At 54.1% G+C, this 26,353-nt stretch carries 22 protein-coding genes; 3 read left to right on the top strand and 19 right to left on the bottom strand.

The window, feature by feature from the left end; genetic code table 11:
* Genes B5E84_RS17210 through B5E84_RS17200 form a run of 3 tightly spaced genes read right to left on the bottom strand, consistent with a single transcriptional unit; the run spans position 1 to position 1,663 of the window.
* Positions 1–390 (bottom strand): plasmid mobilization protein, encoded by a 390-nt coding sequence (locus B5E84_RS17210; protein ID WP_087225185.1) that lies wholly within the window; start codon positions 388–390, stop codon positions 1–3.
* Positions 387–1,451, bottom strand: a complete 1,065-nt coding sequence (locus B5E84_RS17205; protein WP_087225182.1) for a site-specific integrase — start codon at positions 1,449–1,451, stop codon at positions 387–389. Before B5E84_RS17205 ends, B5E84_RS17210 begins: the two co-directional genes overlap by 4 nt.
* A 17-nt stretch (positions 1,452–1,468) precedes the next feature.
* Entirely contained in the window at positions 1,469–1,663 is a 195-nt protein-coding gene (locus B5E84_RS17200; protein WP_087225176.1) for an ICEBs1 excisionase, read from the bottom strand.
* 178 nt (positions 1,664–1,841) lie between these two features.
* Between B5E84_RS17200 and B5E84_RS17195 the strand changes: the two genes are divergently transcribed.
* Entirely contained in the window at positions 1,842–2,390 is a 549-nt protein-coding gene (locus tag B5E84_RS17195; RefSeq protein ID WP_087225173.1) for a helix-turn-helix domain-containing protein, read from the top strand.
* 13 nt (positions 2,391–2,403) lie between these two features.
* The gene (locus B5E84_RS17190; RefSeq protein ID WP_087225170.1) at positions 2,404–2,826 is read left to right on the top strand and encodes a GNAT family N-acetyltransferase; all 423 of its coding nucleotides are present in this window, start codon (positions 2,404–2,406) and stop codon (positions 2,824–2,826) included.
* A gap of 622 nt (positions 2,827–3,448) precedes the next feature.
* Here the strand turns inward: B5E84_RS17190 and B5E84_RS17185 are convergent.
* The 9 genes from B5E84_RS17185 to B5E84_RS17145 all read right to left on the bottom strand — a co-directional run bounded on the left by B5E84_RS17185 (position 3,449) and on the right by B5E84_RS17145 (position 10,110).
* A complete protein-coding gene (locus B5E84_RS17185) occupies positions 3,449–3,862 on the bottom strand; it encodes an arsenate reductase ArsC (RefSeq protein WP_087225167.1) in 414 nt (137 codons plus the stop codon).
* 3 nt (positions 3,863–3,865) lie between these two features.
* A complete protein-coding gene (locus B5E84_RS17180) occupies positions 3,866–4,207 on the bottom strand; it encodes a thioredoxin family protein (RefSeq protein WP_087225164.1) in 342 nt (113 codons plus the stop codon).
* A gap of 19 nt (positions 4,208–4,226) precedes the next feature.
* Positions 4,227–5,228: a permease gene (locus B5E84_RS17175; protein WP_087225162.1), complete on the bottom strand. Its 1,002-nt coding sequence runs from the start codon at positions 5,226–5,228 to the stop codon at positions 4,227–4,229.
* Between the two features lie 92 nt (positions 5,229–5,320).
* Positions 5,321–5,635 carry an ArsR/SmtB family transcription factor gene (locus tag B5E84_RS17170; RefSeq protein WP_087225159.1) on the bottom strand — a complete coding sequence of 105 codons (315 nt, stop codon included), beginning with the start codon at positions 5,633–5,635 and terminating at the stop codon, positions 5,321–5,323.
* An 88-nt stretch (positions 5,636–5,723) separates the two neighbouring features.
* A complete protein-coding gene (locus B5E84_RS17165) occupies positions 5,724–6,887 on the bottom strand; it encodes a plasmid recombination protein (RefSeq protein WP_087225213.1) in 1,164 nt (387 codons plus the stop codon).
* A gap of 462 nt (positions 6,888–7,349) precedes the next feature.
* The gene (locus B5E84_RS17160; protein ID WP_087225156.1) at positions 7,350–8,504 is read right to left on the bottom strand and encodes a helicase RepA family protein; all 1,155 of its coding nucleotides are present in this window, start codon (positions 8,502–8,504) and stop codon (positions 7,350–7,352) included.
* Between the two features lie 3 nt (positions 8,505–8,507).
* Positions 8,508–8,828 (bottom strand): plasmid mobilization protein, encoded by a 321-nt coding sequence (locus tag B5E84_RS17155; RefSeq protein WP_087225153.1) that lies wholly within the window; start codon positions 8,826–8,828, stop codon positions 8,508–8,510.
* A 3-nt stretch (positions 8,829–8,831) separates the two neighbouring features.
* Positions 8,832–9,908, bottom strand: a complete 1,077-nt coding sequence (locus B5E84_RS17150) for a site-specific integrase (RefSeq protein WP_087225150.1) — start codon at positions 9,906–9,908, stop codon at positions 8,832–8,834.
* A gap of 13 nt (positions 9,909–9,921) precedes the next feature.
* Entirely contained in the window at positions 9,922–10,110 is a 189-nt protein-coding gene (locus B5E84_RS17145) for a helix-turn-helix domain-containing protein (protein WP_087225147.1), read from the bottom strand.
* Positions 10,111–10,276: 166 nt separating this feature from the next.
* On the opposite strand from B5E84_RS17145, the gene B5E84_RS17140 reads away from it, so the two are divergent.
* The gene (locus B5E84_RS17140; RefSeq protein WP_087225144.1) at positions 10,277–10,828 is read left to right on the top strand and encodes a helix-turn-helix domain-containing protein; all 552 of its coding nucleotides are present in this window, start codon (positions 10,277–10,279) and stop codon (positions 10,826–10,828) included.
* Positions 10,829–11,004: 176 nt separating this feature from the next.
* Here B5E84_RS17140 and guaA read toward each other — a convergent pair whose 3' ends face one another.
* The 7 genes from guaA to addB form a co-directional block, all read right to left on the bottom strand.
* Positions 11,005–12,546 (bottom strand): glutamine-hydrolyzing GMP synthase, encoded by a 1,542-nt coding sequence (gene guaA / locus B5E84_RS17135; RefSeq protein ID WP_087225141.1) that lies wholly within the window; start codon positions 12,544–12,546, stop codon positions 11,005–11,007.
* 89 nt (positions 12,547–12,635) lie between these two features.
* Positions 12,636–13,778 (bottom strand): beta-aspartyl-peptidase, encoded by a 1,143-nt coding sequence (iadA, locus tag B5E84_RS17130; protein WP_087225138.1) that lies wholly within the window; start codon positions 13,776–13,778, stop codon positions 12,636–12,638.
* Between the two features lie 3 nt (positions 13,779–13,781).
* Positions 13,782–16,610: an excinuclease ABC subunit UvrA gene (gene uvrA, locus B5E84_RS17125; protein WP_087225135.1), complete on the bottom strand. Its 2,829-nt coding sequence runs from the start codon at positions 16,608–16,610 to the stop codon at positions 13,782–13,784.
* Between the two features lie 253 nt (positions 16,611–16,863).
* The gene (locus tag B5E84_RS17120) at positions 16,864–17,829 is read right to left on the bottom strand and encodes a D-2-hydroxyacid dehydrogenase (RefSeq protein ID WP_087225132.1); all 966 of its coding nucleotides are present in this window, start codon (positions 17,827–17,829) and stop codon (positions 16,864–16,866) included.
* A 47-nt stretch (positions 17,830–17,876) separates the two neighbouring features.
* Complete coding sequence (locus B5E84_RS17115; protein WP_087225129.1) at positions 17,877–18,773, bottom strand: sugar phosphate isomerase/epimerase family protein; 897 nt, start codon at positions 18,771–18,773, stop codon at positions 17,877–17,879.
* A 315-nt stretch (positions 18,774–19,088) separates the two neighbouring features.
* Positions 19,089–22,727 carry a helicase-exonuclease AddAB subunit AddA gene (gene addA, locus B5E84_RS17105; protein ID WP_087225123.1) on the bottom strand — a complete coding sequence of 1,213 codons (3,639 nt, stop codon included), beginning with the start codon at positions 22,725–22,727 and terminating at the stop codon, positions 19,089–19,091.
* A 1-nt stretch (position 22,728) separates the two neighbouring features.
* Positions 22,729–26,133, bottom strand: coding sequence for a helicase-exonuclease AddAB subunit AddB (addB, locus tag B5E84_RS17100; protein WP_087225120.1), 3,405 nt, complete (start codon positions 26,131–26,133; stop codon positions 22,729–22,731).
* Between the last annotated feature and the right edge of the window lie 220 nt (positions 26,134–26,353).

The raw sequence follows: 26,353 nt of genomic DNA, 5'->3' as shown, positions 1-26,353 counted from the left end.
CTAACAGTTGCCGCTGTTGGGGCTTTCTTCTGCTCTGGCGGTGCTGTCCTGCCACAGATATTTTGCTCCGTCTAAGACCCACAGGATTGCTTTCAGCATATCAAGACAATCGTGCCGCATATCTTCCAACCCCTCCGGCGTTAATGCGATTTCAGCCTTTTCAAACTGTTCTGTTACTTCCCGGATATTGGTCTGCATTACCTTTAGTTCCTCCACCAACTGATAAACCAACTCTTTTTTACCAACCACGCACACCCGGTTATAAATGCAGGAACGGACAAAATAATCTTTTTTTGAAAGCCCGCTGGCTAAAATTTTCGTTTCGATTTCTTCCCTCTCTCTAGGAGAAATACGAAAGCTAATTGTCGGGTATTTATGTACTCCGCTCATTCTTCTTCCTCCCTGTTGTTTTCAAGTTCCAATTTATCTGCAAGTTCCCCCTGCTTATTGGGATATAAATGTGAATAAGTATTTAATGTTGTTTCGATTTTCTCATGCCCTAACCGTTCCGCTATCGCTAATGGCGTAAATCCCATTTCTACAAGCAGAGAGGCGTGAGAATGACGAATATCGTGCAAGCGTATTCTTTTTACCCCGGAAGCCTTGATACCTCTGATAATTTCATGCTCCATATAAGACTTTGTAAAACGGAACATTCTTTCGTCTGCCATAATTCCATATAAGTGTGAAATGTACTCTTTTAATTCTTCCGTCAGAAACGGCGGTATTGTTATGATACGTTTGCTCTTTGGCGTTTTAGGCGGTGTAATAATATCCCTGCCCTCTATCCGCTGATAGGACTTGTTTACAGAAATGGTACGCTTCTCTAAATCAATGTCATTATAGGTAAGAGCGAGTAATTCTCCTATCCTCATGCCCGTCCAGTAAAGAAGCAGAAACGCCATTTTTGTTTCCGGCTTGTTCTCCACAGTCACAAGAAATTGTTTAAATTCCTGCTTTGTCCAGAACTCCTTTTCCCCGGCGTGGCTCTTTCCAATGCTCCCGGCTTTCCGGCAAGGATTATCCTTCAAGTCATAATACTGTACCGCATAATTGAAGATTGCCGACAACTGATTATTGACCGTTTTCAGATACGTTTCCGAATATCCTTTTTTAATCAGCGCATTTTGCCATGCCCGAATATCAGAAGCCTTGATTTCGTTCATGCACTTTTTCTTAAAATAAGGAATGATTTTCAAGTCAATAATAAACTTCTTCGTCCGCATGGTATTCTCACGCAGACGGTGTTCCATATCCTCGTAATAGATATGGACAAAGTTTTCAAAATTGATGTCTAAATTTTTCTGCTGTTGTTGCAGGAAATCGCGCTCCCACTGTTCGGCTTCCCCTTTGGTCTTGAACCCTCTTTTATTCTTCTTATGGCTCACTCCCTGCCAGTCCTTGTAGTAGAATTGACAGCGCCACATCTTACCGTCTCTTGTTGCCGCCATAGATACGCACCCCTTTCTCACATGGCTACGGTCAGACCGTAGAATTTTTCTTCAAAGTATTTTGTCGGAACCTTACCACAGATTGTCCGATAGCCTTTTGCTTTCAATTCCTCATTCAGTCCCCGGATAATCTTGTAGGCATAGCCCGTTGATACGCCAAGCATTACTGCCGCTTCCTCTGCCGTTACATACATCTTTTTTGATTTCTCCATTCATTGTCCTCCTTAATTTTATGTAGGGACTTTTGTCCCTTATTTGCATTTTTATTATACAGGCTCTTTTGTCCCTTGTCAACATATTATTCTTGAATTGATTGATTATTTTCAATAGATATGCTAGAATACAAATGTCCCTATTATTTGTATTAACCAATACTAAAGGAGTGACAGCATGACAGTAGGAGAGAAAATAAAGACATTCCGAACAATCCGGGGGATTTCACAGAATGTATTAGGGGAACTGGCGGGCATAGACGGTACCACCATTCGCAAATATGAATTAGGAAGCCGGAAGCCAAAGCCCGACCAACTTTTGAAGATTGCCAACGCTCTGGGCGTGAGTATCAACGTATTCACGGACTTTGACATAGAAACCGCTTCTGATGTTCTCACTCTGCTTTTTAAAATGGACGAGCAGATAGATATGGAAATCGACGGCGAAAAAGACAGTGAGGGAAACCTTATCCCCGACACGATATATATTCGTTTCAAACACCCGGAAATTAACAGCCGTCTTGCAAAATTTGCTAAGGCTAAGAAATTGCAGGAAAATCTGATTGCTTCCAAAGACGCATTTCCAAGTGAGGAAGCATTTAATAAAGAATTGGAGCAGATGAACGAGACTTGCGAACAGATTAAACAACATTTAGTTGATACAAATAGAATTGTGAAAAAAGGCACCTCTGGTATCTCTGTTCGTATCTATCCAGAGAACACCTAATGAAAGGGTTTATATGACTTTTCTTGAAAATGCACTACACTATGATGATTATTTTAACTTACGGCAAAGTGTAGATTGGAATAACTTTTCAGAGCAACAGACTGTTTTTGCTTTGAACCATACACTTTATGCTATTACAGTGAAAAACGAACTGGAAACAATCGCTATGGGCAGACTAATCGGAGATGGACTATACTATACCATTGTAGACGTAATTATAAATCCTGCTTTTCAAGGTAAAGGTGTTGGTTCTGCCGTTATTCATAAATTACTTGATTATGTGGAAAAGAATACGCCGCCCGACGGACGTTCCAATGTTTCTCTAATTGCTGAAAAGGGAAAAGAAGCCTTTTATGAGCCTTTAGGATTTAAAAAGATACCCCATGAATTTTGCGGTAGCGGCATGAGAAAGGTAATTTACAAAAAAAGAAATTAGCTGAAAAATATTAGAAACAGGTATCATGATACCCGCCTAAAATCCAGTATTCATCAAATATTTAGAGCCAAAGTAGAGCCAAACGGCAAAAAGCAACCCCGGAAATGCCCATTCTATCAGCATTTCCGGGGTTCTGTCTGTTACTCAAACTCGGCAAATTCAGATATATGGGAGCGTATTTAGGGTGATTTTGCAGGCAAAACATTCGCAAATATGTTAATGTTTTGCCTGCTTATTTGAGGCAGTACGCTTTCTTAGTATCAAAATAGTATCACAAAAACCGAGAAATTGCAAGGGTTTCAGGCCATAAACGGCCACAATCAAAACTTCCCTCAATTTGATGTAAGTTTCTGTCGAAATGGGTCTCAAATCGAGACCCATTTCGACCACCGCCTGGGAGCGTAAACGCTCCCAGGCAATAGGGGATTGATTTCCGCCCCGGCGGAAATCAATCCCACCATGGGACGCAATTCGACCTAAAATCAAAGGAGGCGGGCAAGCACTTCTGGTGCTTGCCCGCCTTGATAACCGCAGAGCAAGGCCGGGCGGGGCGGTCAATGGCGGCGCACTTGTGCGCCGTTCATCTCGACCATTGACAGCCCCGACTGGATTTGCTATCCATCTAAAGAAGTGCGTTGTGTTCTATTCGATTTCTTAGATTATCAATTTTTTCTTTGATAGACTGGATTATCTCCAAAAATGCTTTATCTGATTTTCCTGTCGGATCGTCAAGCCCCCAATCCTCCCGGTGCTTGCAGGGTAGATAGGGGCAGGCCACATTGCACCCCATTGTTATTACAATGTCTACGGGCGGAAGTTCGTTCAGCAATTTGCTATATTGCGTCTGCTCCATGTCAATGCCATAGAGTTGTTTTATCAGCCGAACTGCGTCCTGGTTGATCTGCGGCACAGTCTCCGTGCCAGCGGAGTAACTTTCAAATACATCGGAGGCCAGATACTTTCCGAGTGCCTCGGCGATTTGGCTCCGGCAGGAATTGTGGACGCAGATAAACGCCACCTTGGGTTTTTGACCCATACGTCATCCCCTGACCTTTTGAATGAGGGCTTTTACCTCATCTTTTTTCAAAACCTTACCATAGGACACGACCTTGCCATCTACCACAAGGGCAGGGGTGGTCATCACGCCATAGGCGGCGATCTGCGAGAAGTCCGTTACATGGTCTATGGTCGTGTCCATATTCAGTTCCGCAAGCGCCGCTTTGGTGGCATCTTCCAACGCATGACACTTCGCGCAGCCAGCCCCCAGCACTTTGATCCCAGCAGTTGTTTTTGCGGCCTCTGCCTGGGCCATCTTTTCGGGTGTGCAGCCGCTCCCACAGCAGCAACTTTTTTCCTCTTTCTTCTTGTTAAACAGTCCCATAGCGAATTACCTCCTTAGATTAAATCAAAATGAATTGAAACGCATTGAACAGGTAGCCAACAATGATAATGCCAATCGTACAAATGCCAATAAAGAGTGCCAGTAGTTTGGGTTTCACAGCCTTGCGGAGCATGATAAGGGACGGCAGGGACAAGGTAGTAACAGCCATCATAAAGGAAAGAACGGTACCCAGTTGTGCCCCCTTAGAAAGTAGTGCCTCTGCAACAGGAATGGTGCCGAAAATATCTGCGTACATGGGGATACCAACGATTGTAGCGAGAATCACACCAAAAGGATTGTTGCTGCCAAGTACGGTTTCAATCCAACTTTCCGGTATCCAGTTGTGGATTAGCGCACCGATCCCGACACCAACCAGAATATAGGGGAACACTTTCTTGAAGGTGCCCAGCATTTGTTCCTTTGCGTAGGTGAGCCTTTCCCGGATCGTCAGGTCAGGAGACTCAATGTCGACGCTGCCAGCCGAAAGCACAAAACTTTCAACGTACTTTTCCATATGCAGTTTCTCAATCATGGTGCCGCCGACAACTGCGATAACAAGCCCAAGGATCACATAGACGATCGCCACTTTTGCACCGAAAATGCTCATTAACAAGACAAGACTTCCTAAATCGACCATCGGTGATGAAATCAAAAAGGAGAACGTCACACCCAAGGGAAGTCCCGCACTGGTAAAACCGATGAACAGCGGGATAGATGAACAGGAGCAAAAGGGGGTCACTGTTCCCAGCAGAGCGGAGATGATGTTCGCCCAGATCCCATGAAAACGACCTAAAATGCGCTTACTTCGCTCGGGTGGAAAATAACTTTGAATATAGGAGATTGCAAAAATCAATACGCAGAGCAGCACCGTGATTTTCAAGACATCGTAGATAAAAAACTGGACGCTGCCGCCAATGCGCCCATTTACATCCAAGCCCAGTGCCGACAGCCCAATGCCGAGAAGTTCGTTCAGCCATTTCATGCCAAGCACCTGATCTTGAATAAAGTCCCATACGCCCATACAAAAACCTCACTTTCCATTTCATGGACAACATATCAAAACTTTTTGATGTATTGTGCCGAAGGAAACGCCATCTAAATTAGATGGCGTTTCTATCCACAACGGGGACAGGTACTCTCTTGTTCTGCATCTGGAGTTGTCAATTTTTTCAGCAGTTCTATTGCATAGTCCCTACCTGAAGAACTCAGTCGGTAGTGCGTCCATTTGCCCTCTTGACGACTGACGACAATGCCGGAATCGCAGAGGATTTTCATATGGTAAGAGAGTCCGGACTGCGTTAAATCCAACGGCTCTTGCAGGACACAAGCACACTTTTCACCGCTCCTTAACTGTTCCAGGATTGCAAGCCGTTTCGGATCGCAGAGAGCCTTGAATACTTTTGCCTGTTCCTGATACGCTGTCCCCATGTTCTCACCTCACATCAAATAATTTTGATATGACTAGTATATGCAGCAACGTCTCGTTTGTCAACAGTTCAATCAAAATTTTTTGAAGTCACCGCCCTCCCCGGTCAAGGGAGCGCCGGGGCCGTTTGCGGCCTTTCTCCGCCTGTTCCCTCTGCTTGTCGGCCTCCACAGCCGCCTGCACCTGTTCCGGGCCAAAGACCCGCTTGACACGTGTATAGTCGGCGGATATCTGCCGCAGTTTTTTATTCTCCATCTTCACCTCCATCAAGCGGTCAGACAGGCGGGCGTTGCCCTCCCGCACCCGGTCATAGTCTCCTTGCAGACGGTCAAACTTCCCCTTTAGGTCGATGTAGGCCCGGTATAGGGAGCGCAGCACCTTGACGATCTTCGCCAGCAGGGGCTTTGCCTTTTTTTCCCGGTAGGACTTGGCGCTCTCCAGCGTCCCGGCCTCCGGCAGAATTTCCTCCGGGTCAGCGGAGAAATCCGCCGCCAGCCGCTCCATGTTCTTTACCGCCGGGGCCAGTTCTTTCAGCCGCCGCTCCTGGCTCTCCACCTGGCTCTCTTTCTCCGCCTTGACCGTCTCCAGGGCGGCGATCTCTTTCGCCCTCTGCTCCTTCTTGTAGTCCAGCACAGACAGGTGCTTGTCGTGGGTGCCCTTGTCCTCCCACTCTATCCCGTGGCGCTCCATCACGGCGGAGAGTTGCTCTTTTTCCGAGCGCACCCACTGGCTCCACTCCGTGTCCCCCCTGGTGCCGCCCGTGAAACCTTGGGCCGCTAACGCCTGCTTCAGAGATACCCGTGTGTCCAGCCCCCGCTTGCTCCCGGTAGTGAACGGCACAAAGTCGATGTGCAGATGGGGCGTGGCCTCGTCCATGTGGAGGTGGGCCGAGAACACCCGGAGATTTGGGTTGCGCTCTTGAAAGGCTCTTATATACTCGTCCAGCACCGCCGCCGCCAGCCGCCCTTCGTCGCTGTCGGCGCTCATGTCGTCCTTATTGCCCACTTGTAGGATAATTTCGTGAAACGGCTTTTCCTGCTTGCCGGAGCGGATTTTTTCATAGTAGTTTTCTATCCGCCTGTCGGCCCTGGTCTGTTTGGCGTTGTACCGTTCCAGGGCCTCGTCAAAGAGTTCATGGTACACCGCCTTGATATTCTCCTGGCAGTATGTTACATTCAGATGGGAGCGTTCCGGGTCGGTATTTTTAGCGTGAAACTTCCTGCTGTTGTGGTTTACCGACCCATGCCCCACCATGGCGCTGATCGTCCTTTTCAATAAATCCCTCCTTTTCCGCCGCGCCAGCGGCGGGCCTTTGTTACTTTCTGCGAAAGTAACGCAAAAGCACTTTTGACAGCCTATCGGCTATCAAAAGCGCATTTGCGCCCTACGGGGTGGTGTGGGGGCTTTGCCCCCGCCGTCTGCGGACGGCTCCCCCAGCAGGGCCGCCCTTTGAAAAGGGCACCCTGCACCCCGCCTAAACTTTTTCACTCGCCGTGGGGCAGGGAGGAAAGGCCAACGGCCTTTCCTCCCACCCGGCAAGTGTTCTCCGTGGGGTGAAAGTCAAGGGGTTCGGGTTGTATTGCCTTGCGGCAATCTCCACCCGCAGGTATGCCCCCTTGACTTTCGCCCCCGCTCCCCGTGACAGCCGTGACGACCGTGACGGCTTTTTTGATACCGGGGGCGGTGCCGCAGAGGTCGTCACGGCCGTCACGGTCGTCACGCCTGGGGAGGTTCCAGCGTCAGCCGAATACTTCTCCCGGCGTGGGTACGGGTGCTTTCGTAGCGGATATGGTACTCATAGGACAGCCGCCACGCCCGAACATTCAACCGCATCGCCAGGGCATTGGCTTTCATATCCACCTCCAGGGCGGCGGCAAGGTCGGTGGCCGTTCCGCTCCACTCTGGCCGCTCCGCCGTCACCAGGGCGGCCACGGCCTCTAAAACCGGGTCGGGCGGTTCCCTATACGGTTCTGTTTCCCGCCGTTCCAACTCCCACGCCAGCCGTTCTCCGTCCCGTTTCAGATAGAGGCGCTGGTCTTGCAGGTCACGCCCGGATATGTCCAGCGTGGCGGCGCTGTCCGTTCTCCGCTCCTTTTGGAGCAGAAAGGCCCCGTCCGCTGCACCCATCAGGCCATTGGTGCCGGAGATCATATCAAACTTGTCGTCGGCCTGCTGCTTGCGGGTGTGGTGTACCAGCAAGAGGCAAATCCCCGTTCCATCGGCAAGGTGTTTCAGACTGGTTATCACCTTATAGTCGTCTGCGTAACTGTATTTCTCGGCCCCGGCCTCCCGGATTTTTTGCAGGGTGTCGATGATGATAAGCCGGGTGTCCGGGTGTTCCCGGACAAACCGATTTAGTTGTTCCTCCAGACCGCTGTTTAACTGCTTGGCATAAATGGAGAGGTGGAGGTCTGCGGCGCTGTCCTCCCCGAACATCCGGTATAACCGCCCCTGCAAGCGGGGATAGTCGTCCTCCAGAGCCAGATAGAGGACGGCCCCCTGGCGGACTTCGTACCCCCACAGGGGGAGGCCCTTGCTCACATGGTAGGCCAGTTGCGCCATGAGAAAAGATTTGCCGACCTTGGGAGCGCCTACAAAGAGGTACACTCCCGGATAGAGTAGGCCCTCCACCACGGGGGGCTTGCCGGGGTACACTTTTTCGTAGAGTTCGTTCATGGAGAGGGAGGGCAGATAGGCCGGGTCGCTGACCCGGTCTATCTGCCGCAGGATTTCCCTAAAATCCCGCTCTTGGGGCTTGTGTTCGGCCTGTTCCTCTGCTATACTTTGGTTAGGTTTTTGTGAGAGCGACTGTCCCCCGTCTGCGCCAACAGGCGGATATGGGACGGTCGTTTTCTCTTGTGATCTATCCATCTATCAATCCTCCCTCATGCCGTCCATGATGGCGGCGATTAGTTCAATGTTGTCCATCAGTTCCTCGTCCACCCCGGCCCCGGCCTCTATCCGTTGCAGTTCGGCCAGCACAGCGGCCAGTTCGTTCCGCAGGGCCTTGTAGACCCTTGGATTGCCCTGCACCACCACTTCCCGGCACAGGAGCCGCCGGGTGATGTAGTCCTGTTTCGTCAGCCCGGAGAGGCGCACAGCGGTTTCAATTTGTGCGTCCTCCTCCGGGGACACCCGAAACGCCACAGTCTTGTTTCTCCATCGGTTCTTGTTGTCCCTGTTCTTCAGTGACATGATTTAGGCCCCCTTTCGCTCCATGTCCAGCCTGTCTGCCATCTCCGTCTGCCGGGTAGGGAACAGGTGGGCGTAACGGTAAGTAATGTCGATACTCTCATGCCCCACCCGGTCAGCGATTGCCAGGGCCGTAAAGCCCATGTCAATCAAGAGGGAGATGTGGCTATGCCGCAGGTCGTGTATTCTGATCCGCTTGACCCCGGCCTCTTTCGCTCCCCTGTCCATCTCACGGTGGAGGTAGGATTTTGTTACCGTGAAAATGCGGTCTGTCGGCTCTACGGCGTACAGGCTCTTGATATAGTCCTGCATCTCGTCACAGAGGAAAGCGGGCATTTGAATGACCCGGTTGCTTTTGGGTGTCTTGGGGTCGGTGATAACATCCCGGCCCTTGATACGCTGGTATGACTTGGAGATTGTGACCGTCTGTTTCTCAAAGTCGAAGTCCGCCGGGGTGAGGGCCAGCAACTCCCCCTCCCGCACACCGCACCAGTAGAGCATTTCAAAGGCGTAGTAGGAGAGAGGCTTGTCCATCATGGCCTCCGCAAATTTCAGATATTCCGCCTTTGTCCAGAACAGCATTTCACGGCTCTTTGGCTTGCCCATGTTTCCCACCTGGGCGGCGGGGTTGACTTTCAGATTGTAGTGCCGCACCGCATGATTGAACACGGCGCTCAACTGGTTATGGAGCGTTTTCAGATACACCGGGGAATAGGGCTTGCCATTCTTGTCCCGGTAATTGAGCATTTCATTCTGCCACGCTATGACCTCTTTAGAGTGAATGTCGCACATCTTCCGCTTGCCGAAGTAGGGCACCAACTTCTTGTAGAGGATATGTTCTTTCGTGCCCCAGGTGTTTTCCTTGATACGGCCCTTCATGTCCGCCACATAGACGGCCACGAAGTTCTCAAAGGTCATTTCCAGATCGGCGGTCTGCTGTTGCAGGAATGTCCGCTCCCACTCCAGCGCCTCCCGCTTGGTGGGAAAGCCCCGTTTCATCTTCTTGACCTTTTTGCCCGTCCAGTCCTCGTAGTAAAAGGACGCATACCATGTGCCCTTCTCCTTGTCTTTGTACGCTGGCATTGCTGTTCCCTCCTTACTGCTCGTCCCGCAGTCCGTAGAATTTTTCCTCGAAGTAGCGCCTGCTCACCCGTCCGGGAATGGTGATAAAGCCTTTCTGTTTCAGTTCCTCGTTCATCTCCCGCACCAGTTTGTAGGCGTATGGCTTGGAGATACCCAGTTCCCTGGCTACTTCCTCTGCCTTTACAAACAGTTCCTTGCTCATGCGTTTCACCTCCTTATTTTTATTTCGCAAATATGTTAATGTATCCATCCTTATTATACATTAACACAAGTGTTAATGTCAAGAATTTATTTCGCATTTTTGTTAAACTTTATCTTGCATATTTCGCTTTTTTGCGCTATACTATTGGCAAAGGCGGTGGGATATTATGACAGTCGGAGATAAGATAAAGAAAATCCGCACCTTTCGAGGCATGACACAAAAGGAATTGGGGCTTGCCGTCGGCTTTGAGGAAAAGGGAGCAGACAACCGTATCGCACAGTACGAAACGAATTACCGTGTCCCCAAGCGGGAGTTGCTGGACAAGATTGCGGAGGCGCTGCGGGTAGACCGCCAGAATTTCTACACCATCGCCCCCGGCTCCGCCGAGGATTTCATGCGGACATTCTTCTGGCTCGACGAGGACAGCCCTGGCGCTATCCGCCTGTTTCCACTTGTCCGTGTTCCCGGCAAAATCAAAGAGGAAACCGTTGTCCAGTATAATGACAGTTACGACTGGCCCGCACAACCTCCCGTGGGCATTTACTTCAACTATGGGCTTGTAGACGAGTTCATGCACGAATGGCTCTTGCGCCAGCAGGAGTTACACGCCGGGGAAATCACCAGGGACGAATACTTTGAATGGAAATTGAATTGGCCGAGGACTTGCGACGATTGCGGGAAATGTGAACCGAGCATTCCGTGGCGCAAAAATGAATAAGACAAGCAAAAAACCGCCCTGCTGAATTTGTCGTTCAGCAGGGCGGTTTTGCTTGTCCTTTTGGGATTATTCTCTTGAGAGTACCGGGTGGACACAAATAGTATCAATCCAGTATCAAGAGCCTTATGGACGGGCAAAAAAGCCTGTATTCATGCGGGTTTGCGCCGTTTCGAGCGTCATTCCCACTCAATCGTAGCCGGCGGTTTCCCCGTGCAGTCATACAGCACCCGGTTCACGCCCTTCACCTCGTTCACAATCCGGCTGGTGACGCGGCTGAGCACTTCCCACGGGATCTCGGCAGCCTCAGCTGTCATGAAATCAGAGGTGAGAACGGCGCGGAGCGCGATGGCGTAATCGTACGTGCGGCCATCTCCCATGCAGCCCACGGAACGCATATTGGTCAGGGCCGCAAAATACTGGCCTAAATCTTTGTCGATTCCGGCTTTAGCGACCTCCTCCCGGTAAATGGCGTCCGCCTCCTGTACAATGTGTACCTTCTCCGCCGTCACCTCGCCGATGATACGCACTCCCAGGCCAGGGCCGGGGAAGGGCTGACGGTATACCAGGTACTCCGGAATTCCAAGTTCCAGACCGGCGCGGCGCACCTCGTCCTTAAACAGCAGGCGCAGCGGCTCAATAATCTCCTTGAAATCTACATGATCCGGCAGGCCGCCTACGTTGTGGTGGGATTTGATCACGGCGGATTTTCCCAGACCGGACTCAATTACATCGGGATAAATGGTTCCCTGCACCAGAAAATCCACAGCTCCAATCTTCTTTGCTTCCTCCTCAAAGACACGGATAAATTCCTCTCCGATAATCTTCCGTTTCTGCTCCGGATCGGTCACTCCAGCCAGCTTGCTGTAGAAACGATCCTGGGCGTTGACACGCACAAAGTTCAGATCATAGGGGCCGTCAGGGCCAAACACAGCCTCCACCTCGTCGCCCTCATTTTTTCTCATCAGGCCGTGATCCACGAATACGCAGGTGAGCTGCTTGCCCACGGCCTTCGCCAGGAGAACCGCTGCCACAGAGGAATCCACGCCACCGGAAAGGGCGCAGAGCACGCGGCCGTTTCCTACCTTTTCCCGCACTTCCTGAATTGTAGTCTCCACGAAGGAATCCATTTTCCAGTCTCCGGCGCAGCCGCATACCTTGTACACAAAGTTGGACAACATCTTCATGCCCTCCTGCGTGTGCATGACCTCCGGATGGAACTGCACAGCGTACCAGTTCTTATCCGGACGCTCCATAGCAGCTACCGGACAAACGGGAGTGTGAGCCGTTACCTGGAATCCTTCCGGTGCCTTCGCGATATAATCCGTATGGCTCATCCAGCAGATGGTTTTGGGGGATACATCGCCAAACAGCTTGGAGTGATTCTCCACCTCCACCTCTGTCTTGCCGTACTCGCTCACGGGAGCTGTCTCCACTCTGCCCTCCAGCTGGTGTGCCATCAGCTGAGAACCGTAGCAGATGCCCAAAATCGGGATACCCAGCTCATAGATCTCCTTTGGACAGCTAGGTGAATCGTCCTTATACACGCTGTTCGGTCCACCGGTGAAAATAATCCCCTTGGGAGCCATTTCTTTGATTTTCTCCAAATCCATGGTGCACGGATGCACCTCACAGTAGACGTTACACTCTCTGACCCTTCTCGCAATCAACTGGTTGTACTGGCCGCCGAAGTCCAGCACAATGATCATCTCACGGTTCATCAGAATCCTCCTTCTTCATGGTTCTTTTTCAATGTCTACTAATTATAGAATAGCAAACCGTAATTGACAAGGTTTTTCGACAAAAACTTTTACTCGTACGTCCCTTTCACCAGAATTTCTCCGTTCCGCATCATGATCCGGCCCATGGAAATGACCGTATCCAGGGACAAATCCTCCTGTTTCATCAGCAGCAGATCTCCGTCAGCGCCAGGACAGATCCGTCCCTTGTTGGACAGTTCCAGCGCCTCGGCTGGATTTAAGGTTCCAAACTTCAGAACCTTCTCAAATTCCATTCCTTCGTTCTGCACCAGATCTACAATCTGTCGGTACACAGCGGCTACGCTGGAAACGCCGATGGCCAGCAGATTTCCCGCCTCATCATATTCGGACCAGCTTCCCTGTCCGTCTGAGCTGATGGTAATCCGAGTGGGATCCACCTCCGCCTTCTCTGCGCGGCGAAGGCCTTCCGCCACTTCCTTATACGGGCCGGAATCGCAGGTAATGTCAATGTATCCTCCCATTTTAGCGAAACGCAGCGCCTGTTCGTAGAGCTCCCAGTTCCGCGTCACATGAGTGGGCCGAAACGTCTTAATGGGGATGGAAGTACTCTCCAGCGCCTCAAATACCGGCTCCAGTCCTCTCGGATCATCCCCCATATGAAGGGTGAGCATCCCCGGTTTTCCGCTGACCATACCGGCAACGCGCACATCGCTGGCCGCGCGGATCAGCTCCTCTGTGGAAATATTCGGCGCACGATGATCAGAAATCGCCAGTTTCAGCCCCAGAATCTCACTGATAAACACAATATCCTTCTTCAAATCCCCTGTGATGGTGACACTGGGCCAGCCGTAGGAGCCAGTGAGGCAGTACGCCGTCATCCCCTCCTCCCGCAGAGCCTTCACCTTCGCCAGGAGATTTTCTACGCTGCGGGTGATCCCGTCTGTCCCCAGAAGGCCCACCACCGTCGTCACTCCGCCTTTGATAAAATCGGAAAGCTGGGTCGCCGGTGCCTGGGTGTGGAAACTTCCCTCTCCGCCGCCTCCCGTAATATGAACGTGCTGGTCAATGATCCCGGGAGTCAGTCGCATTCCGCTCCCATCTATCACCTGACAGTCCTTATAACAAACGGGAATCTCCCGCTCCACTTTCTCGATTTTCCCGCCGCACACCATTACATCGCAGATTCCCAGGTGTTCCGGCGCGTATACATCCGCCCCTTTGATGATCAGCATCGTTTAATCCTCCAAATATTTTTTCACATACTGTCCCGTATAGGAATGAGGACAGGCCGCAACCTCCTCCGGCGTTCCCTTCGCGATTACAGTTCCGCCCTTATCTCCGCCCTCCGGGCCAATATCAATAATATAGTCCGCCGTCTTGATCACATCCAGATTGTGCTCAATGACAATCACCGTATTTCCGCCGTCCGACAGTTTCCGCAGAATATCTACCAGCTTATGGACATCAGCAAAGTGAAGGCCTGTCGTCGGTTCATCCAGTACATAGATCGTCTTTCCCGTTCCCCGTTTGCTCAGTTCCGTAGCCAGCTTGATTCTCTGGGCCTCTCCTCCGGACAGCTCCGTAGACGGCTGTCCCAAACGGATATAAGACAATCCCACATCGTTTAAGGTCTCAATCTTCCGGTAAATGGACGGCACATTCTCAAAGAACTTCATGGCCTCCTCCACCGTCATATTGAGGACATCGTAAATATTCTTTCCCTTGTATTTGACCTCCAGGGTTTCTCGGTTATACCGCTTTCCGCCGCAGACCTCACAGGGCACGTACACATCCGGCAGGAAGTGCATTTCAATCTTGATGATGCCGTCTCCGCTGCAGGCCTCGCACCGGCCTCCCTTTACGTTGAAACTGAACCGGCCTTTCTTATATCCCCTCTCCTTCGCGTCCGTGGTAGATGCAAAGAGATCGCGGATCATATCAAATACCCCGGTATAGGTGGCCGGATTGGAACGGGGTGTCCGTCCGATGGGGGACTGGTCGATGGCAATGATCTTGTCCAGCTGCTCTACCCCCTCGATGTTCCGGTGCTTTCCCGGCACCGTCCTGGCACGATTCAGCTGCTTGGCCAGGGATTTATACAAGATTTCATTCACTAATGAGGATTTCCCGGAACCGGATACACCGGTCACACAGGTCATCACCCCAAGAGGGAAGTCCACGTCAATATTTTTCAGGTTATTTTCCTGTGCTCCCCGCACCGTCAGCCAGCCTGTGGGAGCCCGCCTCTCCTTCGGCACCGGAATCTTCAGCCGTCCGCTCAGATAGGCGCCTGTGATGGAATTTTTGCACTTCATGATCTGCTTGGCCGTTCCCACTGCCACTACCTGGCCGCCATGTTCCCCGGCGCCCGGCCCTATGTCCACAATGCAGTCCGCCGCCAGCATGGTATCCTCGTCGTGCTCCACCACCAGCACACTGTTCCCCAGGTCACGCAGGTGGAGCAGGGTCTTTAACAGCTTGTCATTGTCCCGCTGATGCAGGCCGATGCTTGGTTCGTCTAAGATGTAGGCCACGCCCACCAGCCCGGAACCGATCTGGGTGGCCAGACGGATCCTCTGCGCCTCTCCTCCCGACAGCGTTCCCGTAGCCCTGGTCAAAGACAGGTAATCCAGGCCCACATCAATGAGAAAGCTGACCCTGGCGTGAATCTCCTTTAAAATCTGAGCGCCGATGGACTGCTGCATGGGTGTCAGCTGCAGCTGATCCATAAATTCCCGGAATTTCACAATGGACATATTGGTGGCATCGTAGATATTCATGCCGCCCACCGTTACCGCCAGAGATTCCTTTTTCAGCCGCTTCCCGCCGCAGGTCTGGCAGGGCGTGATCCGCATAAAAGTCTCGTATTCCGCCTTCATGCTGTCAGAAAAGGTCTCCCGATAGCGGCGGTTCATATTCTGGATCAGGCCTTCAAAGGCCACATCATAGATTCCCTGCCCCCGCTGGCCCTTATAGTGAACCTTGACCTCACGCCCGCCTGTGCCGTGAATCAGCACATCATGGATCTCCTTCGGATAATCCTGGAAGGGGGTGTCCAGATCAAATCCGTATTCCTTGCACAGGGCATCCAGGATCGCCCTGGTAAAGCTGCCTTTATCCGTACAGGACTGCCAGCCCAGGGCCGCGATCGCTCCCTGATTGATGGTCAGGGATTTGTCCGGAATGAGCAGATCCTCGTCAAATTCCATCTTATAGCCCAGTCCAAAACAATCGGGACAGGCCCCAAACGGATTGTTGAAGGAAAAGCTCCTCGGCTCCACCTCGTCTACGCTGATTCCACAGTCCGGACAGGCAAAATTCTGACTGAAATTGATGACATTGCCGTCCATCTGATCCACCATCATCAAGCCGCCGGCCAGCCCAAGAGCCGTTTCTATGGAATCTGTGAGACGTTTCTGAATCCCGTCCCGTACCACGAGACGGTCTACTACGATCTCAATACTGTGCTTGATATTCTTGTCCAGCTTGATCTCCTCAGACAGCTCATATAGGTTTCCGTCAATGCGCACACGGACATAGCCGCTTTTTCTGGCGTGCTCCAGCACCTTCACGTGCTCGCCTTTCCGGCCGCGGACTACTGGGGCCAGAATCTGGAGCTTGGTCCGCTCCGGCAGTGCCATGATCTGGTCCACCATCTGATCTACTGTCTGCCGCTTGATCTCCCGGCCGCACTTGGGGCAGTGAGGAATGCCGATCCGGGCATAGAGCAGTCTCATATAGTCGTAAATCTCCGTCACCGTACCCACAGTAGAGCGGGGATTGCGGTTCGTGGACTTCTGGTCAATGGAAATCGCCGGAGACAGGCCCTCGATATTCTCCACATCCGGCTTTTCCATCTGGCCCAAGAACTGGCGGGCATAGGAGGAGAGGGATTCCATATACCGCCGCTGTCCCTCCGCGTAAATGGTGTCAAACGCCAGAGAAGATTTTCCGGAGCCGGAAAGTCCGGTGAGAACCACCAGCTCATTTCTCGGAATGTCCACGGATACATTTTTCAGATTGTGCTCATTGGCACCGCGTATCTTGATATATTGCTTTGCCATTCTATTCTAATGTCCTTTCTGTCTCGCCCGCTGCGGGCGGATCTTTCTGCCGCAGAAAAGAATACAGCCAGGATAGCCTTCCGCGGAAGTTGATCAATAATGCCAGTATAACACATCTTTTTTGTTTTTGCAAACATTTGTTCGATTATTTTCCTGGCAATCTCAAGAATGTGTTTGCCCCCCATTTCCCATCCATGAAAACAGAAAACAGCCGCGCTTTCCCTTCCGCGCAGCCGCTCTCCGTTTCTTATCTTTATTCCACCCCATTCACCACATTCACCGCTTTCCCATCCACAAACGCCTTCAGATTCCCCACCGCAATATCCATCAGCCGCTGCCGGCTCTCCTTCGGTGCCCAGGCGATGTGGGGAGTCAGGATGATGTTTTCTGCTCCCAGCAGGGGATTGTCCGGGGAAATGGGTTCCTTCGCCACCACATCCAAGGCGGCGCCGCCCACTTTGCCTCTGTCTAAAGCGGCCCGCAGGTCTTCCTCCACAATCAGCTGTCCTCTGGCGGTGTTGAGCAGGAGGACACCGTCCTTCATCTTTTCTATGGCAGAGCGGTTGATCATGCCCTCCGTCTCTGGGAACAGGGGGCAGTGCAGGCTGATCACATCCGACCGCTCAAACAGTTCCTCCAGAGTGACAAAACGGCAGTGTTCCGTCTCCAGCTCCGGCCGCTTGGTACGGGAATAGGCCAGCACCTCCATGCCGAACGCCTGAGCCAGGCGTCCCACCTCTCTCCCGATGCTGCCAAACCCTACAATCCCCATGGTCTTTCCCGCCAGCTCCATCTGGGGAAAATTCCAGTAACAGAAATCGGGACAGGCGCTCCACTGCCCTGCCTTCACACTGTCCGAATGGGCGCCGATGCGGTGGCAGAGCTCCAAAAGCAGGCCTATGGTAAACTGCGCCACCGCCGCCGTACCGTAGCCGGGCACATTGCACACCGGAATGCCCCGTTTCGCGGCGGTTTCAACATCCACCACGTTGTATCCGGTGGCCAGGGTGCCGATATAGCGAATGCCGGGGCACTGCTCCAGCACCTCCTTGGTAATGGGCGTCTTATTGGTATAGACAATGTCCGCGTCCCCGATCCGCTCCACCGTCTGCTCCGCCGGTGTCCGGTCATACACCGTCACCTCACCAAACCGGCGGAACCCATCCCAGCTGAGATCACCGGGATTTTCTGTATATCCGTCTAAAATTACAATCTTCACGTTTATCTCTCCCCCATTCTTCGATTTTTATGCCTTCCAGTCCCTGTTCAGTCTTTTACCAGGGACCATGCGCGGTTTAACACCCGTTTCGTGTTGGCCACTACGGTCTCCGCGTCCTCATCTCCCCACGGTTTCACCTCCATGGACAGCACATAGGGACTTTCCGGGCAGAAAAATCCCTCGTCCTTTAACACCTGGAGAAACTCCCGCAGCTCGTCTGTGTCATTGGCGCTGTTGGGGAATCCGAAACGAGGATGCTGATCCCCATACGCCTCACAGCCCGGTTTCACCACCGCGTTTCCGAAGTGGAAATGGGTAATGTAGGGCAGCAGCGTCCGGATCACAAACTTGGAAGTCTCGTAGGTGGTGGGGAAATGGGACAGATCCACCAGCAGTCCAAAGTTGTCGTACTTCATCCGCATATCGGCAGCAAACCGGGCCGCGTAAGGGGCCGGCCCTATGAGAGCCGCCTTGTCCATATCGTAGTCAAACACCTCCAGTTCCACCCTCATCCCCTTTTTCGCCGCGTAAGCGCACAGATTCCCCGTGGTTTTTAACAGCTGGGCGTAGGCCTGATTCTTCGTCTCCTCCTGCCATTTCCCGGCCAGGAAGGCAATGCCCTTCGCGCCCAGATACTCCGCCTCGTCGATGGCCTCCATCAGGGTCGCCTCCGCCCGTTTCCGGCCCGTTTCGTCAATGTCATTGGGGTTCAGCCCTGGTCCAAGGAGGCGGGGCTGAGCGCCGTAGCAGACCGTCAGATGGGACTGGCTCAGCCGTTTCCTGGCCTCCGCCCGCGTTTCCCCGTCCGGGATCTGGCACACCTCTACGGCGTCAAAAAATTCGTCCCTGGCAACGGTCTGGATCCCCTCCAGCACATCCCGGTCCGGATAGGACATCCACAGGATCGTCCCGATCTGAAAATATTTGTGAATGGATTCCTTCATCACTGTACTCCCTTCCCGCTCTCCCAACGGCGCCTGGCATGGGGAGCGTTCCTTTTATTCCTAATAGATATAAAGATGAGGGCATCAAAAGGATTTCTGCCCCTTCGTCCCAGACTGCCTTCCGCCGCGCGTTCCGCGATCCCGGGAAACGGGAAATCCTCCTGATCCGCTCTTTTCCAAAGCAGTTCCTTCCTTCTATCATAGCTCAAACAACAGCCGGCCGCAATCCCTTTCCCCACGCCGCCCGGCCTTTTCTAAATCGCTTTTCTAAGGCTCCTTCCGAAATCTTTCCCGGCCCGTCTTTCAAAAATCATCCTACAGCCGGATCTCCTCCTGCAGCGTCATGGAATAGATCATCTTCTCCTTCACCTTCTGCCCTGTCATCTGATTCAGCGCCCCTTCATAGTAGTCCAGCTGAATGCCATACCGGTCCTTCAGGCGCTGCTCCTGGCCCCGCTCCAGATAGTCTGTTTTATAGTCGATGAGAATCAGACCATCCGTTTCCTCCAGATAGGCGTCGATGATTCCCTGAATCAGCACCAGCTCGTCGGAATCTGCCGCCTCCAGCTCCCTGGCGGGAACTCCGATGACAAACTGCTGCTCCTTGTGCAGCTTTCCTGCCAGAGCAGCGTTTCGCATCCTTCGGCCCAGGGGCGAGTCAAAAAACTGCCACAGCGTCCGGGGATCCACCAGTTTCCGGTACTCCTCCGGCAGATGGCCGTCCGACACCAGCCGGTCCATCTCCGCAGCTACCTGCTCCGGGCCGTCCATTTTCCGGAAATCCAAAAGCTCCAGCACCCGGTGATAGGCCGTCCCCCGGAACGCCCCCCGCCGTTCCTCCTGATCCCGGCTCAAAAACGCCGGCCGGGTGGGAACAAACTGGCTTTCCGCCTCGTCGGTCATCTGGCCCTGCTGTTTCAACTCCGACACCGTCATCTTCGTGTGAAGTCCGATGTCCGCCCTGTAGGGATACCGGAAGGAAAATGAGCGGGCGATTTCCTCCCCAAATGTTTCGTCATACTCTGTATCGCCGTCAAAGTGGAGCAGCTCCTCCCTGGAGGCCGCCCGCTCCGCCTGCTGGATCATCTCCCGGCCAAGCAGCTCCCCGGCGGGAATCTGACGGACGAGAATACTGTCCCCGCCCTCTGCCAGGCTCATCAGCACCCAGTCCAGATAGGAGCCAGCGGAGGAGAGAACCGTAAAGGGCAGTCCTCTCCCCTGCCTGGGCACAGCAGACCATTTTTCCAGCTTTTTCTCCAGTCCCTTGTCCGCCGCAGTCATCACCAGCTGTTCCTTCGCCCGGCTCATGGCCACATAGAGGATGCGCAGCTCCTCTCCCATGGCGTCCAGATCCATTTTCCGTTTCAGTACGTTCTTTTTCAGGGTGGGCTTTCTGGTGCGCAGCTCCAGATCCACGCAGTCCGTCCCGATCCCCAGGTCGGAATCCAGGAGGAGTTTCCCTCTCACATCCTGCTTGTTAAAGGCCTTCCCCAGACCGGACAGGAACACCACCGGAAACTCCAGCCCCTTGCTCCTGTGAATGCTCATGACCCGAACCGTATCGTCGTGTTCGCCGGCGGTGGACGCCTCGCCGAAATCCGTGTTGTACTTTTTCAGATTGCGGATGTAGGCCACAAAGTGGAACAAGCCGCGGTAGCTGGTCTTTTCGTAGGCAGCCGCCTTCTCCACCAGCATATCCAGATTCGCCCGCCGCACATCTCCGCCAGGCATGGCCGTCACATAGTCATAGTAACCGGTCCGCCCCAGAATCTGCCACAGCAGCTCCCGGATGGTGAGATAGCGGCTTTTCTCCCGCAGCTCCTCCACCAGGCCGTCAAACTCCACCAGACGGCTCCACAGGGCCTCGTCCCGTTTCCCCGGTTTCCGGTTCAGATAGGATCTCCAGGCCCCGTATAACCCTCCATCCTGCCCTTTTTTTGCCGTCTTTTTAAAAGCCGACACCAGCTCCGCCAGCTCCCGGTCCGAAAGCCCTCCTATGGGAGACTTCATCACCGCCGCCAGGGGGATGTCCTGCATGGGATTGTCCAGAACGGATAAAAGAGACAGCACCGTCTCCACCTCCAGGGTGTTGAAATACCCCGTTTTGGAATCGGCATGGGCCGGAATCCCCTCGTTCATCAGCACGCTGACAAACACCTCCGCCCAACCAGCCGTGCTCCGAAGAAGGATCACCATATCCCCATAGCGGGCCCGGCGGTACCGTCCTTCCTCCTTATCCCACACGATCAGCCCCGTCTCCCGGTCAGTCATCTCCCGGATCTTTGCCGCCACCAGCCGGGCCTCCAGCTCCCTGGCGGTGTAGTCGGCGTATTCCTCGTCGATTCCTTTTAACAGCTCCTCGTTCACATCCAGAAGGAGCAGCTCCGTCTTCCCCGGCCGCTTTCCGGAAAGCTCCTCCGGAATCTCCGGGAAGGACGCCCCCGGATGAAGGGCCGTCTCCTCCGTATAGCGAATCCCGCCCAAGGCCTTGGTCATAATCTGGAAAAACACATGGTTCACGCTCTCCAGTACCCTGGCCCGGCTGCGGAAATTCTGGTGGAGCTCGATCTTCTGATAAAGCCCCTCCGTCTCCGGGTAGGAATCATATTTTTCCAGAAACAACTCCGGTTTCGCCAGCCGGAACCGGTAAATGCTCTGCTTTACATCCCCTACCATAAACACGTTGGGGCGGCCTAACCGTTCTCTGGAGATCAGCCGGATCAGGGTCTCCTGCACCTCATTACTGTCCTGGTACTCGTCCACCAGAATCTCCTCAAACCGGTCTGCCAGCATTTTTGCGGCGTCGGAGGGCTCCCCGTCCTCAGAGAGTACCTGCAGGGCAAAATGCTCCAGATCATTGAAATCCACAATGTCTTTCTCCCGTTTCTGCTCCTGGTATCTCCTGGAAAACTCCTCCGCCAGCCAGAGCACCTCCCTGGCCGCCGGGGCTGCCTGGGCCATGGCCGCCGTCAGCTCCTCCTCTGTCACGGAAAAATAGCTCTCCCGGATCTTCTGCACCGCCTTTTTCGCCCGGTCCCGCAGATCGGAGGCGTACTTTTTCTTTTCCGGGGAAACGTCTCCGCCCCGGATGGCCTTCAGCCGCCCAAAGTCGCAGTTTTCCAGCAGCCGTTTCAGAGCGTGGTAGTCCTCCGACTCCCGCAGCCGCCGCAAAAGCTCCAGATTCTCCTCCATCACCGGCAGATAGGCCTCCGGGCCGTCCGCCTCGCCGCAGACCTCCACCGCCTCCTCCAGCTGCCAGGCTAACTCCTCCAGCTGGCTGCGAATATCGGCCATCAAAAACTTCATCCAGCGGCTCTCCTGCCAGCCGGAACTACCCTCCAGCACACAGTCCTCCTCCAGCTCCCGCCTGCACCGGGCAAACCACTCCTCTGGCCAGGGATTGCTCTGGGAAAAGGTGTAGACCTGCAAAATCACATCCCCGATGCCATAATCCCCCTTCCCGGAGGCATAGGTCTCCACAAAGTCGGAAAACTCCTTCCTTCCCTCCTCGTAGCAGTCCTCCAGCAGTTTTTCCAGCACCTCGCCCCGCAGCAGCATCAGCTCCCCCTCGTCCCCGATGCGAAAGGCGGGGTCGATGTCCAGGGCGTTGAAATGGTTGCGGATTACGTTCAGGCAAAAGCTGTCGATGGTAGTGATCTGTGCCTGTTGCACCAGGGTGGCCTGCATCTGCAGATGCTCATTGTCCGGATCCTCCTCCAGCCGCTTTTCGATGGCTGCCGCCACCCGCTCCCGCATCTCCGCCGCAGCCGCGTTGGTAAAGGTCATCACCAGCAGGCGGTCAATGTCCAGGGGATGCTCTCCCTCCGTGATCATGCGGATGATCCGCTCCACAAGCACCGCCGTCTTGCCGCTGCCCGCCGCCGCCGACACCAGAAGGTTCCGGTTCCGGGAGGTGATCACCTGTTCCTGCTTTTCTGTCCATGAAATTCCCATTTTACTGCTCCTCCCTGTCTCCGCCTTCGATCTCCTGCCAGATTTCCTCCGGCTTTTTATCCTTTAATTTCCGGTATTCATAGCCGGGCAGCCGCCGGTCAAAGCCGCATACCCCGTGATAGGGGCAGTAATCACAGGCTGTGCGCCGCCCCTGCTTGTAGGGTCCGATCCCCATCGCCCCGTCCAGGATTTCCAGACCGGCCCCCTTTAATTTTCCCCGCACAAAGCGGCGCAGGGCCCCGAACCGCTCCCGGTTGGCCACAGAGGACTTCGCCTCCTGCACCAGCCCGTCCTTTATGGCCACGGGAATCACGTCAGAGGCCTTTTCGATCTCCCGGTCCATCAGGGAAATCACCTCCAGCTCGCTGTTTACCAGGCCGTCCATCCGCAGCTTTTTCAGCACCAGCCGGTCCACATCCTCCTTTGTGGCCGCCTCCTCCCCGTCCACCATGGGGTCGTCGATATGGTAGTAAAACACGCCCGCGGGCACGATCTCCTTGTCCGGATTCCTCCGCTCCAAAAGCTCCATGGCCGCGTCCATGTACACCACCAGCTGCAGCTGCAGCCCGTAATACAGGGCCGCCAGATCAAAGGAGGTGCTGCCGGACTTGTAGTCAATAATCTTTACATACACGTGTTTCTCGTCCTCGCACAGATCCATGCGGTCGATCCGCCCCTGAAGATGCAGGGCCTCGTCCTCTGTGAGAGAAATCTTCATGGCCTCCAGGTTGTCAATGGCGGAAAAGGACACCTCGAACCCGGCGGGGGTAAACTCTCCCTTTTTCAGCTGTTCCGCCAGGGCCCACAGCGTCTTTCTGGTGATCCGGCCCACCTTCCCCGCCAGATAAGCGTTCCTGGCGGAGCTGGACATGATGTTTCCGCCGTACCCGGCAATGGCCTCCGCCACCGCCGCATCCGCCAGGGCGTCCCGCCCGGCCCCGTCCAGCTCCTGGAGACGGATGCCCCGTTCCGCCGCCTTTTTAAAGGAAAGGTCGATGGCCCCGTGAAACAGATTTCCCACGTCCGCCGCCTTCAGCTCATACTCCTGCCGCTCCCTTAGCTCCAGGCCATAGGACAGAAAATGGGCGTAGGCACAGGCCTCGTACTGCTCCAGCCTGGTGACGCTGCCGCTTAAAATCTTCCCGTAGAGCTCCCTGGCCGCTGCCCGGCCAATGCCACGCTCCTCGTAGGAATAAAAGGCCGCCTCCACCAGCCTGGAAAGCTCCTCCCGGTTCTCCTCCCGGTTCCAGAAATACCGGTACAGCTCCAGAAACTTCGGATCCGCCTGCTCCCTGGACTCTCTCAGGCCCTCCGCCAGCACCTTCTTTCCCTCCAGCTCCGACACCACGGAAAGCTCCCCGGCTGCCTCCCGCTCCGTGAGCCTGGGAAACAGCTTTTCCAGCTCCCGGATCAGGCTGGAGGGCCGCAGCCCCTTCCCCGCCTGGTTCATGGAGGCGTAGGAGAGAATCAGTTTCCGCTCCGGCTTTGTGAGGGCCAGATAGAGGTAAAACCGCTGCAAAAACCCTTCCTTCCTGGCCGTAGGGGCCAGCTCCAGGTCGCAGGCCTCCAGAAATTCCCGCTCCGTCTCCGACAAAATGCCGCCCTTCTCCCGTTTCGCCGGCACAATGCCGTCATTCACTCCCACGAAAAACAGAGCCTTGACGTGGGTCAGCCTGGTTCTGGTGATGTCTCCCACCGCCACCCGGTCCACGGTGGCAGGGATCACCCCCACCTTGATCTCCCCGAAACCGGCGTCCAGGATCTCCCCATACTCCTTCTGTCCCGCCGTTTCCTCCCCCAAAAGGGCGGCCAGACGGTCAAACAACTCCATGACCAGGCCGTAGACCTGGCTGTACTCGTCTGCCAGCTGGTACTCTCCCTGTTCCCGGAACCGTTCACTCCAGTCCAGGATCTTCCGCTCCGCCTCCGTCTCCGTCAGAAACTCCACCAGCGCCTCCGTCATGGAGCGCACCGTGGCGTCCTCCCGGCGAAAGCTCTCCCGCAGATGAAACAGGGGAGCCGCGATCTTCTCCCGGAAAGCGTTTAACTCCTCCATGTTGATCTGTTTCCCATTGCGGTATATCAGCTCCCAGGGGGCGCTCCACCGCTTAAAGCCGCGGATGCCCAGAGCCAGGCAGTAGTTCTCCATCCGGTCGCAGAGCTCCCGCTCCTCCGGCTCCGCCGCCAGTCCGCACTTTACATAGCGGAACATGGCCTCGTAGGAAAAGTCCCGGCGGACAGCCTCCAGAGCCGCCCGGATATACTCCACCAGGGGATTTTCCAGGATGCTCTTTTTATCGTCCAGAAAGAAGGGGATCCCCTTCTCCCCAAACTGGAAGGCCGCCTCCTTCCCGTAGCTCTCCAGATCTCCCGTCACCACCGCCACATCCCGGTAGCGCAGCCCTTCCCGGCGCACCAGTTTCTCGATCTGATTGGCTACCAGGGCGATCTCCTCCTTGGGATTTAACGCCCGGTATACGAGCACGTCCTCTGTGGCCTCCTCCCAGGCCTTCCGGGAATAGCGGTACAAATTCTTCTCCAGAAAATCCAGCTCCCGCCCCGCAAACCGCGGATACGGCCGCGTTTCCAGCCAGCAGTCCTTTTCCACCTTCACCCGGTTTTTCACCGCCAGCTCATTCAGGCGGCAGACCGTCTCCTTACTCATGAAAAACAGCTGCTGCACTCCGCCACGCTCATAAGGCTTTGCCGCCCGCTCCACAGTGACGCACAGTTTCACGTCCCGGCAGCAGAGGAGCATCTGCTCCAGGAGCCGGTACTGCACAGGGGTAAAGCCGGTGTATCCGTCCAGCACCACCACGCTGTCCCGCATCCGCTCCGACCTGGGAAACACCTTGCACAGCTCTCCCAGGATCTCCTCCGCCGTGATAAACCGTTCCTCAATATATTCCCGAAAGCCGCGGCAGACCACTGCCAGATCCGCCAGCTTTGCCTTCAGTAAGGGGCTCTGGGCCTGACTCTCCATCTCCTCCAGCCGTTCCGGAGTGACGCCGTACTGATAAAGCTCTGACACCATGGACTTTAGCTGTCCGATAAAGCCTGCCTGTCCCAGGTGGCCGCGGAAAATCCCCAGCTGTCTCCCCTTTAAGGCCGCCACCTTCCGCAGGACCATGGATTTTCCCATGTCGTCCAGCACCGCCGGATTCACCACCCCCAGTTCCTCAAACACCCGGTAGGCCAGGCGCTCAAAGCTCATGATGTCAATATTCATCGTTCCCCGCCTGGGATGGAGGGACACCACTTCCTTCTGAGCCTGCATGGAAAACTGCTCCGGAACGATCACCACAAACTGCTGCTTTGGCCGCTTTACCGATTCCTCAATCAGCCTCTCATACAGCAGCCTGGTCTTTCCAGCTCCCGATCCCCCCATAATAAACTGCAGCGCCATCTGTCCTGCCTCCTTCTCGTCAAATCAAATAGAACATTTGTTCTGTTATTGTAGCACATCACGGCGGCGATTACAATTCTTTTTTTCACTTTTTCATAATCTGTGAAATGTAAAGTTAAATTCTACTCTCACAACCCCGTCTAGCTTTTACCTTTTCACAAATAGCTCTTATCCTTTCACATCTTCCCCATTAGCGATATACTCATACTATTCTTTCTGA

The sequence above is a fragment of the Lachnoclostridium sp. An14 genome, assembly GCF_002160755.1.
GTDB lineage: Bacteria > Bacillota > Clostridia > Lachnospirales > Lachnospiraceae > Lachnoclostridium_A.
Note: the sequence above shows the minus strand (reverse complement) of the source record. Positions and strands in the feature narration are given on the sequence as shown.